Below are 15,352 nucleotides of genomic sequence, written 5' to 3'. Positions count from 1 at the left end.
CATATTATGGTATTCCAAACATTTCACAAGACTGATCCGTAGTTTGAAGCGCTATCTGATACGCCATCCTCACTGATACCGCGGCCTGCAGGCCAGCCAGAAGTCCAATAAACGCTGAGTTTCCGACGAAACAACTACGTTTATCGGTTCAGCCCAAAAGCCCTTGCAAAGAAAAAATACTGGTATACCATCAGACCAACAAACACATAAAAATAGCGTTACAACACCCGAGGACCGTCCAATGATCGATGCCGCCATCTACAAACAAGTCATGGGCTCGTTCCCGTCCGGCGTAACCGTTATCACCACGCTGGACGATGACGGTCAGATTGTCGGCCTGACCGCGAGTGCGTTCAGCTCACTGTCGAAGGACCCGGCGCTGGTGCTGTTCTGCCCCAACTACAGCTCTGACTCCTACCCCGTGCTGATCAAGAACAAACGCTTCGCGATCCACGTCCTGTCCGGCGGCCAGCAAAGCGAAGCCTACGCCTTCGCCCGTAAAGGCAAGGACAAGGCGCAAGGCATCGAGTGGACATTGAGCGAACTGGGCAACCCGATCCTGGCCAACGCGACAGCTATCATCGAGTGTGAGTTGTGGCGCGAATACGAAGGCGGCGACCACGCGATCATGGTCGGCGCGGTGCAGAACCTGATCGTGCCCGAGCAGCACAGCGGACCGTTGGTGTACTGCCACGGCAAGATGGGCGCCCTGCCGGTTCTGACCTGAGCAAAATTTCAGCCCCACAAAAATCCACTGTGGGAGGGGGCTTGCTCCCGAAGGCGATGTGTCAGCCACCAGAGATTTCGATTGATCCACCGCTTTCGGGAGCAAGCCCCCTCCCACACAGTTTTGTAGCCTCAACAATAAAAGATCCGAGGAAGCGTCATGAAATTTTCCCTGTTCATCCACATGGAACGCTGGGACGAAAGCGTCAGTCACCGCCAACTGTTCGAAGACCTGACCGAACTGACCCTGATGGCCGAGGCCGGTGGTTTCAGCACTGTGTGGATCGGCGAACACCACGCCATGGAATACACCATCTCGCCGAGCCCGATGCCGCTGCTGGCCTACCTCGCCGCCAAAACCACGACCATTCACCTGGGCGCCGGCACCATCATCGCGCCGTTCTGGCACCCGCTGCGAGTGGCCGGTGAATGCGCCCTGCTCGACGTCATCAGCAACGGGCGCATGGAAGTTGGCCTGGCGCGTGGCGCCTATCAAGTCGAGTTCGATCGCATGGCCGGTGGCATGCCCGCCTCCAGCGGTGGCCAGGCCCTACGGGAAATGGTTCCGGTGGTCCGCGCCCTGTGGCAAGGCGATTACGCCCACGACGGCGACATCTGGAAATTCCCGACCTCGACCAGCGTGCCGAAGCCGATTCAGAAGCCAAACCCACCGATGTGGATCGCCGCCCGCGACCCCGACTCGCACAACTTCGCCGTGGCCAACGGCTGTAACGTGATGGTCACGCCGTTGATGAAAGGCGACGAAGAAGTGGTCGACCTGAAGAACAAATTCCAGACCGCCCTGGACAACAACCCCGACGTCCCGCGTCCGCAACTGATGGTGCTGCGCCACACCCACGTGCACACCGCCGATGACCCGGACGGCTGGAAAGTCGGTGCCAAGGCGATCTCACGCTTCTATCGCACTTTCGATGCGTGGTTCGGCAACAAGCAAACCCCGGTCAACGGCTTCCTGGCCCCGAGCCCGGAAGAGAAATTCGCCGGCCGTCCGGAGTTTGAACTGGAGAATCTGCACAAGACCGCGATGATCGGCACGCCCGAAGAAATCATCCCGCGGATCAAGTACTACCAGGAACTGGGGGTGGACGAGTTCAGCTTCTGGTGTGACAACAGCTTGCCGCATGCGGAGAAGAAAAAATCGCTGGAGCTGTTCATCCAACATGTGGTGCCGGCGTTTCGCTAAGGACTCTGCGGGTTGAGATCGAGCAAGCAAACGCCCCGACAATGTTTCGGGGCGTTTGCGTTCAACGCTTCGGTCAGTGCACAACGCCCAGTTGCGTCGCCACCTCTTGCGGTGCCAGCAGGCGGCCGTCGGCCGAACGCAATTCCAGCTTCCTGATCGGCTGACGCTGCTGCGCATCGACCATCACCGAACCCGCCTCCCCCGGCGCGTACATGTGCTCCCCCCCCCATTGCGACAGCGCAACAATCACCGTCTGCAAGGCTTTGCCGCGCTCGGTCAGCACGTATTCCTTATAGGCACCGCCATCGGCGGCCGGCACCGTTTGCAGAATCCCCTGCTCCACCAGGCCCTTGAGCCGGGCACTGAGCATGTTCTTGGCGATGTCGAGGTTCTTCTGGAAATCACTGAAGCGACGAATGCCCTCCAGCGCATCGCGGATGATCAGCAACGACCACCAGTCGCCGATCAGGTCCAGCGTGCGGGCGACCGGGCAAGCGTTGCCGTGCAGGCTTTTGCGCTTCACAGGGGGTATCTCCTTCAATCCTGGCGTGTGGTTGCATCTTACAACTGTGCTCGCGCAAAAGAACCCCACGCCGACAGCGCAGCACCTGCATACAAGTGGCGACGTTCGATTGCGCGGATAGTCAATCCTGCTTTCAAAGTCCCTCCCGTACGCCCACTCAAGCAAGGAGTTTCCATGAGCACATTCACCACCGACGACGGCACCGAGATCTATTTCAAGGATTGGGGCAGCGGCAAACCCGTGCTGTTCAGCCATGGCTGGCCGCTGGACGCCGACATGTGGGAATACCAGATGGAGTACCTGAGCAGTCGCGGCTACCGCACAATTGCCTTCGACCGCCGCGGTTTCGGGCGCTCCGATCAACCGTGGAACGGCTACGACTACGACACCTTTGCCGATGACATCGCGCAGCTGATCCAGCACCTGGACCTGCGCGAGGTCACGTTGGTCGGCTTCTCCATGGGCGGCGGCGACGTCAGCCGCTACATCGCCCGCCACGGCAGCGAACGCGTTGCCGGTCTGGTGCTGCTGGGCGCGGTGACGCCGCTGTTCGGCAAAAAAGCCGACTACCCGCAAGGCGTCGACACGGCGGTGTTTGACGGGATCAAGGCCGGCCTGCTCAAGGATCGCGCGCAATTCATCGCCGATTTCGCCGCGCCGTTCTACGGCACCCATCAGGGCCAGACTGTCTCCGACGGCGTGCTGACGCAAACCCTGAACGTCGCCCTGCTGGCCTCGTTGAAAGGCACCGTGGATTGCGTCACTGCGTTCTCGGAAACCGACTTCCGCCCGGACATGGCGAAAATCGACGTACCGACCCTGGTGATCCACGGTGACGGCGATCAGATCGTGCCGTTCGAAACCACCGGCAAGCAGGCGGCGGCGCTGATCAAAGGCGCCGAGCTGAAAGTCTACGCCGGCGCACCTCATGGCTTTGCCGTGACGCATGCCCAGGCACTGAATGAAGACCTGCTGGGCTTCCTGAACCGCTGACACGCCGCGCTGACCGGGCGCCCGCCTGGTCAGCGCACGTTGCGATACAGCATCAGCCGCGCGCTCTCGTGCAGCCCCCGCGTCAATTCCAGTAGACGCTGGAACTCCTGCGGGTTTTGCTCCGCCACGTTATCCAGCGGCGTATTCGATGCCAGGTCATGCAGCGTCGGTAAACTGCCGTCATGCTCCATCTGCAGCAGGAAATCCTTCGTCACCCCGCCAATCAACGGGAACGTCCCCTCGCGCAACACCAGCGGCACCACACGCTCACCTTCCGGTGCCGGTTGCTGGACATCGCGGCCCATCGCGCCGTTGCGAAACGGTATGCCGGCCATCCCCGCCACGGTCGGCAACAGATCTGCCAGCCCCACCGCGTCCTCGATAACCCTGGGCGCCAGCAGCCCCGGTGCGTGAATCAGCATCGGCACATGATTGCTTTCCAGACCCAATAGCTCGAACGCGGGCGGCATGTGCGGGATCTGACTGATGCGCGTGTTGTGGTCGCCGAAGAACACAAAAATCGTGTTGTCGTAATAGCCACCCGCCCTGGCCAGCTCCATCAACTTGCCGATGTTGAAATCCAGCAGGCGCACCGCGTTGTACTGCTCGACGCTGCGCGAACCGGCGGCCTGCACCTGTTCCAGCGACAGATTGCTGATCTGAAAACCGTCGTTGTCCTTGGGAATGGTGAACGGCCGATGGTTGCCCGAGGTTTGCACGTAGGCAAAGAACGGTCGGTCCTTCGGCAGATCGCGCAGGATCCGGTCGCTCTCCTTGAACAGATCCAGATCGGAAATCCCCCACACGTCCACCAGCGGCGAGCGCCAGTCGCTCTCCTGATACAAGCGCACACCATCGATGCTTTGCTGGATCAGCGCATTGATATTGGCCCAGCCGGCGTTGCCGCCGATCATGTAGAGCTTCTGGTAATCGCTGAACGCATTGATCAGCGTGTGCTGGCGGGTGATCAGCGGATGGCGTGTCGCGGTTTCGCGACGGGTGACGTCCGGCACCCCGGTGATACTCGCCCACACGGTTTTCGCAGTGCCGGTGACCGGCACATAAAAGTGCTTGAAGAACCAGCTGCGGGCAGCCAATTGATCGAGGTTCGGCGTCGGGTTCAGCGGGTTGCCGTAGGCGCCGACGGCGCTGCTGCCGAGCGATTCGAGCATGACGAACATCACGTTCGGCGTGCCCTTCAGCTGATACGGCTGCACGGCTTGCTGACGCTCGAAAGTCAGGGTCTGCGCATTCGGCTGGTCCACTCCCAGATACCGCGCCACCACCGGGTAATGTTCGCGCACTTGCTGCTCATCGAACTGCGCCTGCCCGGCCTTGAGCGTGTCGTACAGGAACAGCACCGGGTTCAGGCCCACCGCGGCGATCTGGCCGTTGCCGGAAAAAAACGCATCGCTCCAGCGCAGCGGCACCGGATTTTCCAGATTGAGATTTTCCACCCGGCCGAGCAATGCCAGCAGCACCGCGACCACACCCAACCCTGCACCCAGTGCCAGCGACGAACGACGGATGACCTTGGGTTCACGGGCCAGCGTCAGACGCTCCAGCGCTAGAAAGCCGTAGAACCACAGGCCCAGTGTCGCCAGCCAGCCAAGGGCGATCCACACCACCGGATAGGTTTCCCACACCATCTGCTGCGAGATCTGCGCGTCGTCCAGAAAACGCAGCACCGTAGCGTTGATCCGCACGCCGAGGTAGGCGTAATGGCCGAAATCGATGATGTACAGCAGGCCCACCGCACCGAGCGCCAGCAACCAGTAAACCCGCACCAGCACGCGCAACCAAGGCAGGCGCGTGAGGTTCCAGCGTGGCAGCCAGGCCAGCAGCGCCAACGGCAATATCAGCAACACCGCCAGACGCAGATCGAAGCGCAAGCCGATGCCCAGGGTTTCGAGCAGCGCCGGATTATCGATGAACTCGCCGGGCGCGATCCCGGAAAATCCCAGCACGAATACCAGCCTGAGCACAGCAAACAACAAGAACGCCAAACCTGCCGCACCCACGCCGTAGCGCAGGCGGCGCGATTGCAACCAGCCCATCATTGACCTCTGTGTCATTGGTTCAGATAGAAGATGTCGGGGCCGCCGGTACAGGTCGCAGCAAACGCCAGACCTCGCGCAGGCACAGCGTCGCACCGGCCACCAGGCAATAACCCGCCAGGAGCGGATCGATCAGGTAATCCCAATAGTTTTCCGAGGCCTTGAGTCGCAGCGCAAAGGCCAGCGTACCCAGCGCGAGCATCAAGACTGCCAACGCATTGCCCAGCCACAACAACGCCAGCGTCAGCAGGCCGATAGCGACGATCAGCGGCCGTGGGTTGAAGCCCCAGCGGTACGGATCGACATACGTCAGGCCCATCGTCGCCGGATACAACAGCGCGGCCAGCACGGCAAACAGCACCAGCACCTGAACCCGCGCCGACAGTGCCTGCTTCCTTACGACGCCGAGCCGGACCAGACTGGCCCAGCCGAGCAACACCAGGGTGGTGATCGCCAGATCGTCGGTAAAACTGCGCAGGTACGCCGCCACAGGCAGATCACCGACCGGAATGAAACTGACCGCCGCCAGTATCGGCAGCAGCCACGGACGCCAGCGTTGCGTGCAGTGCATCGAACCCAGCAGGACGAAACCGAGCAGGATGAAAGTCAAATGGGCTTGCCAGAGAAACAGCATCATAGGCGCTCCGCCAGCCAGGCTTCATTGAAGCTGACGTGTTTGATGAAGGTGTTGTTCCACGAATACACCAGGTGATACAGCCCGTCGCTGCCCCGGCTGAAGTACGGATATTCGTACTCGAAATCACAGCCCTGCGGCTTGCACACCCGGTAATCCAGATTGCTCAGAAAGCGCTGTTCCAGCGGCAAGCGTCGGGCACCGCTGGAGGCGCGAAAGCCTTCGCCGATGATCGCCTTGTAGGCTTGCGGGGCGAACGGTTGACCGAGCGGGTCGGGCGACTGATCAAGTTCGATCACATTGCGCCAGTGATTCAGGTCGGCATCGGTACCGTACAGGCTGAGCTTGAAGCGTCCGTCCTGCAGATCGTTCAGCGCCACCAGCAGACCGTTGTCATCGGTGCCCACCGCCGCCAGCGACGAGTTGGGATTGGCCGGCTCCAACGGGTACGGCTCGCTCCAGGTCTGCCCGGCATCCTCGGTGCGGCTGGCCAGCACCCGATGATGGGTCTCGCCGGCATAGCGCAGCATCGCCACGGCACGTCGCCCGTCCAGCGGCACGATGGTCGGCTGCAACGAATGCTTGCCACGGCTGATGCGGAATTTGTCGATCACCGCGCCGTCCGCGCTCAGGTACAGATACTCGGCGAATTTGCCCATGAACTCGTGGTACACCGGCAGGCCGATCGAACCGTCGGCATGGAACACCGGCGCCGCGCGCACCAGCGTGCTGATGTTGAAAAAAGGCGACGTGATCAACTGCCGTGGCGCCGTCCAGTTGCGCCCGAAATCATCGGAGACCATCACGTTGATCGCGCTGGTGGCCCAGCCCCCCACGGACACTGACACGTAAAACATCCACAGGCGCTGATCCGGCGCGAGGGCAATCACCGGGTTGCCCAGTTTGCGGATGTAACGCCGGGTGCCGTCGCGGGTCGATTCGCGGGTGGCCAGCACTTGCTCGGCGCCCCATTCCGCCGTGTCGGCGTCGTAACGCGCGGTGCGGATCTGCACGTCGGCAGCGCCCTCGCGGGAGCCGGCAAACCACACCGCCATCAGGTCGCCGCCCGGCAGCGCCGTGACCGACGACGAATGCACGAAATCATTCAATTGCGAGGAGACGAAGCGGCTGTTGTACAGCGGTTCCGGCGCCTGCAACGACGCATCGATCCGCGGCGTCGCCACGGCAAACGGCGCCAGTACATGGGCCGGGTGACTGCGCCAGGCACACCAGAAAATCAGGCACACGGCCAGTCCGCCAAGGGTCAGTTTCAAGCGATAGGACAGCGCACGCATAGTGGACTCACGGCAAGGACAGGATGGAGGGTAATCGGCAAAACATCCTTGTCAGCACGTCGGATCGTCCGGCAAGCGGCGACGGCGTCCCGTGAGCATCGACAACGGCAAGTTGTCGCGAACCAGAAAACTCTCGAACAGCGCGGCGGCGATATGCAGACACACCAGCACCAGCAAGGTGTCGACCGCGGTTTCGTGCACCTGCAACGGCCAGTCGGCGCCCCACAAGGCGTCGACCTCTTCCATGGCCCAGCCGCTTGCGCCAGCGGTGAACATCGCCAGCAGCATCAGAATCATCACCAGCGCGCCAATCGGCGAATGCCCGAGGCGATGCTCGGGCCTGCCGGCAATCAGCGAACGCGCATGGGCGATCAGCCGCGCCGGCGTCGGCCAGAAATCCGCCCAGCGCGCACTGCGCGGCCCGACAAAGCCCCACAGCAGTCGGACCAGCAGCCAGCCCATCGCGTAATAGCCGAGCCAGACGTGCCAGTCATCCCCGGCTTCATTGAAGAAATAATTGGCGACGAAGACGCCCGCGATGGACAGATGAAACAGCCGCACCACGGGGTCCCACAGGCGCAGGGACGCGCTCGGCATCAGCCCTTGATCTCGGTCTTCACCGCTTTGCCACTGACCGGGTCGTGGTAGATCTCGACCTTGCGCTTGTCCTTGTCAAAGCCATAGATCTCGTAGCAGTTGCCGTCGGTGACCTTGAACTTGCTGATTTCGTAGCCTTGGGCCTTGAGCTGCTCCTGAAAGGCTTTCTGGTCTTGCCATTGCGAGCGTTCGGCGGTGGTGCATTGCGGGCCAGCGACGGCCAACGGGCTGGCAACGATCAGGGACAACAGCAGAAGTTTGCGCATGGAAACACTCTCGCTCGATGAGGAAGGCCTCACTGTGCAAAAGCAACCTTAGCGAAAGCTTAGTTGGCAACGAGTCGTTACATCTTTCCCGTCGGGTGAGCTGCCACAGCCGGCTGCGCAGCGGCATGATGCGGCCGGTCACCCGCCCTGTTTCTGCAAGAGAATCCACTATGCGCCTACTGCTGGTCGAAGATGATCGCGCCCTCGGCCAAGGCATTCGCGTTGCCCTCGGCAGCGAAGGCTACACCCTCGACTGGTTGCAGGACGGGGTCAGCGCCTTGCACGCCCTGCGCAGTGAAAGCTTCGATCTGCTGCTGCTCGACCTCGGCCTGCCGCGCCTCGACGGCCTGGCGCTGTTGCAACGGCTGCGCGGCGAACAACTGGATCTGCCGGTGCTGATTCTCACCGCCCGCGACGGCACCGCCGAACGCATTGCCGGGCTGGACGCCGGTGCCGACGACTACCTGATCAAGCCGTTCGATGTCGATGAATTGAAAGCGCGTATCCGTGCCCTGTTGCGCCGCAGTCAGGGCCGCGCGCAACCGGTGCTGGAGCACGCCGGAGTGTGCCTCGACCCGGTCACGCAACAAGTCAGCTGGCACGGCAACGAGGTAGTGGTGACGCCGATGGAATATCAACTGTTGCACCAACTGCTGGCCCGCCCCGGCAAGGTCGTCACCCGCGAACGCCTGTCCCGGGCGCTGTATGGCTGGCAGGAACGGGTCGAGAGCAACACCCTCGAAGTGCTGATCCACAACCTGCGCAAAAAGCTCTCGACCGAGTTGATCCGCACCGTGCGCGGTGTCGGCTATGTGCTGGAGCTCAAAGCATGATTTCCATCCGTGCGCGGATTCTGGTGCCGGTGCTGATACTGGTGTTGATCGGCGATGTGCTGATCAGTTGGCTGGTGCTGCGTGACAGCCACCATGAGATCGAAGAAGTCTACGATGCCCAGTTGGCGCAAAGTGCCCGTCTGTTGCAAGGCGTGCTGGCCCAGCGCGCGCCGGGCGACAACGACTGGAGCCGGCTCTATCAGGCCTTCGATGAAGCCATGAGCCGGGTCGGCGACGGCGAGGCTGCGCACCCTTACGAAACCCGGCTGACCTTTCAGGTCTGGCGCAGCGACGGGCAGTTGCTGGTGCGCTCGGCCGAGGCGCCGGAACTCGCGGCGCCACCGACCACTCCGGGCTCGCATGACCTGATGGAGAATGGCCGCGACTGGTGCGCCTTTCTGCTCAAGGATCCGCAACAGGGGCTGCTGATCTGGGTCGGCGAGCGCGACGATATTCGCCAGGACCTGATCGAGCGCATCGTCGGCCACACGCTGTGGCCGAGCCTGATCGGCGTACCGTTGCTGGCCGCGCTGATCTGGCTGACCATCGGCTGGGGCCTGCAACCGCTGCGCGCCATGGCGCAGAGCATTCGCGGGCGTGACACCGAAACCCTGAAACCGCTGCACCTCAGCCCTCTGCCGCATGATCTGGAGCCGATGCAAACCGCGCTCAATCGCCTGTTGCAGCAGATCGACAATCTGCTGGCCCGCGAGCGCCGCTTCATCGCCGACGCCGCGCACGAACTGCGCACGCCACTGGCGATCCTGCGGATCCATGCGCAAAACGCGCAACTGGCCGCGACCTCGCAACAGCGCGAAGAAGCCCTGGAATATCTGGTCAGCGCCGTGGATCGGGCGACGCGCATCGCCAGCCAATTGCTGACCATGGCGCGTATCGAACCGCGCCTGGCCAACCCCGAAACCAGCGCGGTGGACCTGACCGAACTGGTCCGCGAAGAGCTCGCCGAACTGGCGCCGCTGGCCCTGGAAAAAGACGTCGAACTGATCCTCGACAGCGAGCACCCCTGCCCAATCGAAACCGACCCGGTAGCCCTCGCCATCGCCCTGCAGAATCTGGTGACCAACGCCCTGAATTTCGCCCCGCCCGGCAGCGAGGTGCGGGTGCAGGTGCAACCGCAGGCAGGCGGTGCGGTGTACATCAGCGTCGAGGACGCCGGGCCCGGAATCAACGAATTGGAATACGCGCGGCTGTTCGAGCGTTTCTACAGCCACGGCCACGGCAATGGCGCCGGACTCGGGTTGGCGATCGTGCAGATGATCGTCAGCAAGATCGGCAGCTCGCTGCAGTTGTATAACCGAGCGCAGGGCGGTTTGTGTGCCGAGTTGCGGATCAACGAAGTTCCCAAGGGCCTGGCATCGGCCAGTTAAAATCCAGTGGCTCGCCACAGGAAATTCTGATCACGGAAGGCTCAAGGTGAGTGGACCTCTTCAGCTCGACTCTTTTGACAAAATTTTCATATTTGCCCGATTAAGATCCGGGGCCTCGTTGGGGAGTAGCCTGTTTCCGAGTCCCTCGGAAGCGTTCGTATCAACATTCTCGGCAACACGCCGTGGTGCGAACACCTTTTGGTTGGTGAGACCGACGACACATCCATGCCTAAAGTCGGGCGTGTGGTTGTGTCGTTGACTCATAGCCCGACTGGAAGTGTGCCCCCGTGAATCCTGTTTCCCTCATTTTCCTCGCCCTGGCCATGTCCACGGACGCGTTCGCCGCGGCCATCGGCAAAGGCTCCAGCCTGCACAAACCGCGTCTGAGCGAAGCACTGCGCACCGGTCTGATCTTCGGTGTGATCGAAGCCATCACCCCGATCATCGGCTGGCTGATCGGCCAGGCCGCCACCCGATGGGTCGCCGAATGGGACCACTGGATCGCCTTCACCCTGCTGGTCATCCTCGGTCTGCACATGATCTACAACGGCCTCAAACACGAAGACGAGGAAGAAGAAAAACCCGGTCAACACTCGTTCCTGATTCTGGCGGTCACCGCGTTCGCCACCAGCATCGACGCGCTCGCGGTCGGCGTCGGCCTGGCATTTGTCGACGTGAATATCTGGGTGGCGGCAGCGGCCATCGGCCTGGCGACCATGACCATGGTGACCATCGGCGTGATGCTCGGTCGGGTACTCGGCGCAGTGGTCGGCAAGCGTGCGGAAATCGTCGGTGGCGTGGTGTTGATGATCGTCGGCGCGACCATTCTGTACGAACACTTGTCCGCCTGACTCAACCCCTGACCAATACCACCAGTGCCAACGCGTTCCTCAAAGCGGCGCCACTGGCGGTGTTGTCGAAGATGCACCAGGTCGCGGCGCCTTCTGCTGCCGCGACTTTCAGCTGCTGTGCCAACGCTTGCAGATAACGTTCGTCGTAGGTGCTGTGGTAAATGCGTGGTGAGCCGTGCAGCCGCCAATAGCGTATACCCGGCCAACCCTGCACTGAGCCATCGGTACTGATCCGCGAGGGATCGACCACCACTTGGGGGATCCGATACGCCCGCAACATCGGCTCCGCCGCCACCCACGATTCATGCCGTGGCTCAAGCACCACATCACCGTCGAATCGCTGTCGCAACGCCACGAAAAATGCTTCAGCACTGGCCGGCGCAAATGCCAGCGATGGCGCAAGCTGTACCAGCAAACATCCCAGCCGATCCGCCAGGCCGCCGCACTGGCCGAGGAACTCATCCAGCGCCTGATCACAGTTTTCCAGGCGCAATTCATGGGTGATCCGTTTCGGTACCTTCACCGAAAAACGAAAGTCCGACGGTACCGAATTCGCCCAGCGCTCATAAGTCTGACGACGATGCGGGCGATAGAACGAGCTGTTGATTTCCACCGCATTCAGCCGCAACGCATAGCGCTGCAGGTGAGTGCCCTGCTGCGCAAACTCAGGCCAATACTCGCGCCCGAGGCTCCAGCCCGCGCAGCCGATGAAAATCGTTGGTGCAGTCAATCGCTCTCCCTCATCGCTATTTCTTGTGCGGCAGCACCGCGCCCAGCACTTGCTTGGCAGCCTGCACGATGATGCCCGCTTCATCCGGGTCGCCCTCGAGCAGCGTCGTGGCAAATTTCTTCGCCTGTTCGAGCTTGATGTGTGGCGGCAACGGCGGCACGTTGGGGTCGGTCTTGAACTCGATCAGCACCGGTACGTCCGAGGCCAGCGCCTGCTCCCAGGCGGCGGCGACGTCTTCTTCGCGATCGACGAAAATCCCTTTCAGGCCGATGGAAATGGCGAACAGGTGATACGGCACGTCGGGGATGCTTTGCGAGGCTTCAAACTTCGGATCGCCCTCCATCACCCGCTGCTCCCAGGTGACCTGATTCAAGTCTTCGTTGTTGAACACTGCGCAGATCCACTTCGGGCTTTCCCACTGACGCCAGTATTTGGCGACGGTGATCAGCTCGGCCATGTTGTTCATCTGCATCGCTCCGTCGCCCACCAACGCAATCACCGCGCGCTCGGGATGTGCGAACTTGGCGGCAATCGCATACGGCACCGCTGCGCCCATTGAAGCCAGGCCACCGGACAGCGAACACTGCATGCCGCGGCGAATCTTCAGGTCGCGGGCATACCAGTTGGCGCAAGAGCCCGAGTCGCTGGTGATGATCGCCTGCTCCGGCAGACGCGGTGACAGCTCATACACCACCCGCTGCGGATTGATCGGGTCGGCTTTGGCCATGGCGCGTTTTTCCAGGGTTTTCTCCCAGCTGCCGCGCCAGCCTTCGACTTTTTTGCACCACTTGCGCGAGGTCTTCTGTTCGAGCAAGGGCAGCAGCGCGGCGAGGGTTTCTGCGGAGTCGCCGACCAGATTGACCTCCATCGGATAACGCAGGCTGAGCATGTCCGGCTGCAGGTCGATCTGCACGCCGCGCGCCTGACCTTCCTTCGGTAGAAATTCGGCGTAAGGGAACCCCGAGCCAATCATCAGCAAGGTGTCGCACTCGCTCATCAACTTGTAGCTCGGCTCGGTGCCCAGCAGGCCGATGCTGCCGGTGACCCACGGCAAGTCGTCCGGCAACGCGGCTTTGCCGAGCAGTGCCTTGGCCACCCCGGCGCCGAGCTTTTCCGCGACAGCGATCACCTCATCGGTCGCCTGCAATGCACCGGCGCCCACCAGAATCGCGACTTTTTCGCCGCTGTTCAGAACGTCGGCGGCACGCTGCAGATCCGCCTCATAGGGCAGCACTTTCGGCTTGGTATAACCGACGCCGGAGTGCGCGGTGCCGTGCGCTCGCGCCGGTGGCTCGTACTCGAGATCCTGCAAATCATTGGGCAGGATGATCGCCGTCACCCGCCGCTCGCCAACCGCCGTGCGTACCGCTCGGTCGAGCAGATGCCGGACTTGCGACGGCGCCGACGCCTGCTGCACAAAGGCGCCGGCCACATCCTTGAACATCGAGACCAGGTCCAGCTCCTGCTGATAGTGGCTGCCGAGTGCGGTGCGCGCCTGCTGGCCGACAATCGCCAGCACCGGCTGGTGATCCATGCGGGCGTCATACAGCCCGGTAATCAAGTGCGAAGCTCCGGGGCCAGAGGTGGCAATACACACGCCCAGTTCGCCAGTGAACTTGGCATGGGCCGAGGCCATGAACGCGGCCATTTCTTCGTGCCGCGCCTGAACGAATTCGATCTTGCCGTTGGCTCGGGCGAGCGCGCCGAACACGCCATTGATGCCGTCTCCCGGATAACCAAAAATCCGCGTGACGCCCCATTGGCCAAGCCGCTCAACCAGAAAATCTCCCACTGTCGTCGTCATCTCGTTCCTCGCCTGTCACCGATGCATGAAGCTTGCCCGGCGTGATATCCGCCGGGCGGTACAAGGGTCTGGACAGTCGAGGCGCGCGCGAAGTTTCGATTGTTTTTGCCGCTAACCCGTGACGACCGGCGCTGTCTGCGGCCAGTCGGCCTCGTCGATCTGCTCAAGACTAAGGTGAGCCGTCTCCTTGAGAAGCAATGAACACAGCGCCACGATGCCCAGCGCAATCGCGCCGTAAACTGCCACCCCGAACGCGTCGTGGTGGTTGGCGATCAGAATCGCTGTGGCCACACTGGATGCCGTCCCGCCACCCAGCGCCGCGCCGATCTGATAGGCCGCCGACATCCCCGAATAACGCATCTGCCGTGGAAACTGTTCGGCCAGGAACGCCGGAATCGGACCTTGCGTCGCCCCCATGAATGCACCGATGGCGATGTACGCAGCGGTAGAAATCCATCGGCTCTTGAGGCCGACCAACGGGAAGAACGCGAAGAAGCCGAGGGCCATGATCACCGCGCCGAGAACCATCACCTTGCGACGGCCGATCCGGTCGGAGAGCAAGGCAAACAGCGGCGCGGTCATCACGATGGCGATCGACAGCGACAAGTCGAAAACCAGCGCGTCAGTGCTGCCATAACCCAGCTGCGTGGCGTACGACAGAAAGAACGTGCTGCCGATGTAGGCAATGGTCACGTAGCCAAAGGCAATGCCGGTGCACAACAGCATGGCTCTGGGTCGTGCGCGCAGTGCTTCGAGCAGTGGCATGCGCACGTGCGCCTGCGGTTCGGCCGTTGTTTCGAGCGGCTTCTGCAAACGCGCATACAGGCCGATCAGCACCAGCACGCCACCGAGCCAGAACGGAATGCGCCAGGCGAATCCGGCCAGGTCATCGTGCGACACGACACTGACGATGGCGAACACCCCGGCACCGAGAATCCCACCGATACCGATGCCCATGCTGGTGAAACTGCCCCACAGCCCCCGTCGTCCGGGTGGCGCCGATTCGATACCGAACAACGCCGCACCGCCCCACTCGCCACCCGCGGCAAAGCCCTGCACCAGCCTGAGCAGCACCAGCAACACCGGCGCGCCGGCGCCGAGGGTGGCATAGCCCGGCAGGCAACCGATCAGCAGCGTGCTCAAGCCCATCAGCAGCAACGTGATCACCAGCATTTTCTGCCGGCCCAGCTTGTCGCCGTAATGCCCGAACACCATGCCGCCCAGCGGCCTGGCGAAGAAGCCTGCACCGAAAGCCCCGAACGCCACCAGGGTCGCAGTCAGCGGATCCATCTGCGGGAAGAACACCTTGGGAAACACCAGCGCGGCGGCGGTGCCGTAAATCACAAAGTCATAGAACTCCAGGGCGGTGCCCATGCCGGAGACAAAAAACGTCCTCAGCGCAGACGGGGAACCGCTCTTGCGATCAATCTCGGTAGCCATGTGCAATGCTC

Annotated in this window: 15 protein-coding genes; 6 read left to right on the top strand and 9 right to left on the bottom strand. The window is 62.1% G+C overall.

The genetic code is table 11. From position 1 onward, the window contains the following. Positions 1–241: 241 nt before the first annotated feature. Together AC1UK9_RS12490 and AC1UK9_RS12485 are read left to right on the top strand one after the other, a co-directional pair. A complete protein-coding gene (locus tag AC1UK9_RS12490) occupies positions 242–727 on the top strand; it encodes a flavin reductase family protein (protein WP_482580248.1) in 486 nt (161 codons plus the stop codon). A 159-nt stretch (positions 728–886) separates the two neighbouring features. Next, on the top strand, positions 887–1,930 hold the full coding sequence (locus tag AC1UK9_RS12485) for an LLM class flavin-dependent oxidoreductase (RefSeq protein ID WP_482580247.1): 1,044 nt from the start codon (positions 887–889) through the stop codon (positions 1,928–1,930). 73 nt (positions 1,931–2,003) lie between these two features. On the opposite strand, the gene AC1UK9_RS12480 is transcribed toward AC1UK9_RS12485, so the two are convergent. After that, positions 2,004–2,453, bottom strand: coding sequence for a winged helix-turn-helix transcriptional regulator (locus AC1UK9_RS12480; protein WP_473015436.1), 450 nt, complete (start codon positions 2,451–2,453; stop codon positions 2,004–2,006). 174 nt (positions 2,454–2,627) lie between these two features. Here AC1UK9_RS12480 and AC1UK9_RS12475 point away from each other — a divergent pair, with 174 nt between their 5' ends. Continuing rightward, positions 2,628–3,446 (top strand): alpha/beta fold hydrolase, encoded by an 819-nt coding sequence (locus tag AC1UK9_RS12475; RefSeq protein ID WP_482580246.1) that lies wholly within the window; start codon positions 2,628–2,630, stop codon positions 3,444–3,446. Between the two features lie 29 nt (positions 3,447–3,475). Here AC1UK9_RS12475 and AC1UK9_RS12470 read toward each other — a convergent pair whose 3' ends face one another. The 5 genes from AC1UK9_RS12470 to AC1UK9_RS12450 are packed head-to-tail and all read right to left on the bottom strand — an operon-like array spanning position 3,476 to position 8,295. Next, complete coding sequence (locus AC1UK9_RS12470; protein WP_482580244.1) at positions 3,476–5,503, bottom strand: LTA synthase family protein; 2,028 nt, start codon at positions 5,501–5,503, stop codon at positions 3,476–3,478. 22 nt (positions 5,504–5,525) lie between these two features. Further along, positions 5,526–6,137 carry a hypothetical protein gene (locus tag AC1UK9_RS12465; protein ID WP_482580471.1) on the bottom strand — a complete coding sequence of 204 codons (612 nt, stop codon included), beginning with the start codon at positions 6,135–6,137 and terminating at the stop codon, positions 5,526–5,528. Beyond that, positions 6,137–7,432: a sialidase family protein gene (locus AC1UK9_RS12460; RefSeq protein ID WP_482580243.1), complete on the bottom strand. Its 1,296-nt coding sequence runs from the start codon at positions 7,430–7,432 to the stop codon at positions 6,137–6,139. The genes AC1UK9_RS12465 and AC1UK9_RS12460 overlap by 1 nt, the downstream gene beginning before the upstream one ends. A gap of 51 nt (positions 7,433–7,483) precedes the next feature. Next, on the bottom strand, positions 7,484–8,029 hold the full coding sequence (locus AC1UK9_RS12455) for a cytochrome b/b6 domain-containing protein (RefSeq protein WP_025111600.1): 546 nt from the start codon (positions 8,027–8,029) through the stop codon (positions 7,484–7,486). Next, positions 8,029–8,295, bottom strand: coding sequence for a PepSY domain-containing protein (locus AC1UK9_RS12450; RefSeq protein WP_007960465.1), 267 nt, complete (start codon positions 8,293–8,295; stop codon positions 8,029–8,031). Before AC1UK9_RS12450 ends, AC1UK9_RS12455 begins: the two co-directional genes overlap by 1 nt. Positions 8,296–8,465: 170 nt before the next feature. On the opposite strand from AC1UK9_RS12450, the gene AC1UK9_RS12445 reads away from it, so the two are divergent. From AC1UK9_RS12445 to mntP, 3 genes are all read left to right on the top strand, one after another. Next, positions 8,466–9,128 (top strand): response regulator, encoded by a 663-nt coding sequence (locus AC1UK9_RS12445; RefSeq protein WP_025111598.1) that lies wholly within the window; start codon positions 8,466–8,468, stop codon positions 9,126–9,128. Further along, positions 9,125–10,516: an ATP-binding protein gene (locus AC1UK9_RS12440; RefSeq protein WP_473015429.1), complete on the top strand. Its 1,392-nt coding sequence runs from the start codon at positions 9,125–9,127 to the stop codon at positions 10,514–10,516. The genes AC1UK9_RS12445 and AC1UK9_RS12440 overlap by 4 nt, the downstream gene beginning before the upstream one ends. Positions 10,517–10,803: 287 nt before the next feature. Then, the gene (gene mntP, locus AC1UK9_RS12435) at positions 10,804–11,367 is read left to right on the top strand and encodes a manganese efflux pump MntP (protein WP_025111596.1); all 564 of its coding nucleotides are present in this window, start codon (positions 10,804–10,806) and stop codon (positions 11,365–11,367) included. A 1-nt stretch (position 11,368) separates the two neighbouring features. On the opposite strand, the gene AC1UK9_RS12430 is transcribed toward mntP, so the two are convergent. The 3 genes from AC1UK9_RS12430 to AC1UK9_RS12420 all read right to left on the bottom strand — a co-directional run bounded on the left by AC1UK9_RS12430 (position 11,369) and on the right by AC1UK9_RS12420 (position 15,341). Next, complete coding sequence (locus AC1UK9_RS12430) at positions 11,369–12,097, bottom strand: DUF72 domain-containing protein (protein WP_482580242.1); 729 nt, start codon at positions 12,095–12,097, stop codon at positions 11,369–11,371. A 16-nt stretch (positions 12,098–12,113) separates the two neighbouring features. Next, positions 12,114–13,901: a thiamine pyrophosphate-requiring protein gene (locus tag AC1UK9_RS12425; RefSeq protein WP_482580241.1), complete on the bottom strand. Its 1,788-nt coding sequence runs from the start codon at positions 13,899–13,901 to the stop codon at positions 12,114–12,116. A gap of 111 nt (positions 13,902–14,012) precedes the next feature. Further along, the gene (locus tag AC1UK9_RS12420; protein WP_482580240.1) at positions 14,013–15,341 is read right to left on the bottom strand and encodes an MFS transporter; all 1,329 of its coding nucleotides are present in this window, start codon (positions 15,339–15,341) and stop codon (positions 14,013–14,015) included. Positions 15,342–15,352 lie beyond the last annotated feature (11 nt).

Source organism: Pseudomonas sp. AK-TSAG1-1, from assembly GCF_056821665.1.
The sequence above is the reverse complement of the archived record's forward strand: the minus strand, read 5'-3'. Positions and strand labels throughout refer to the sequence as shown.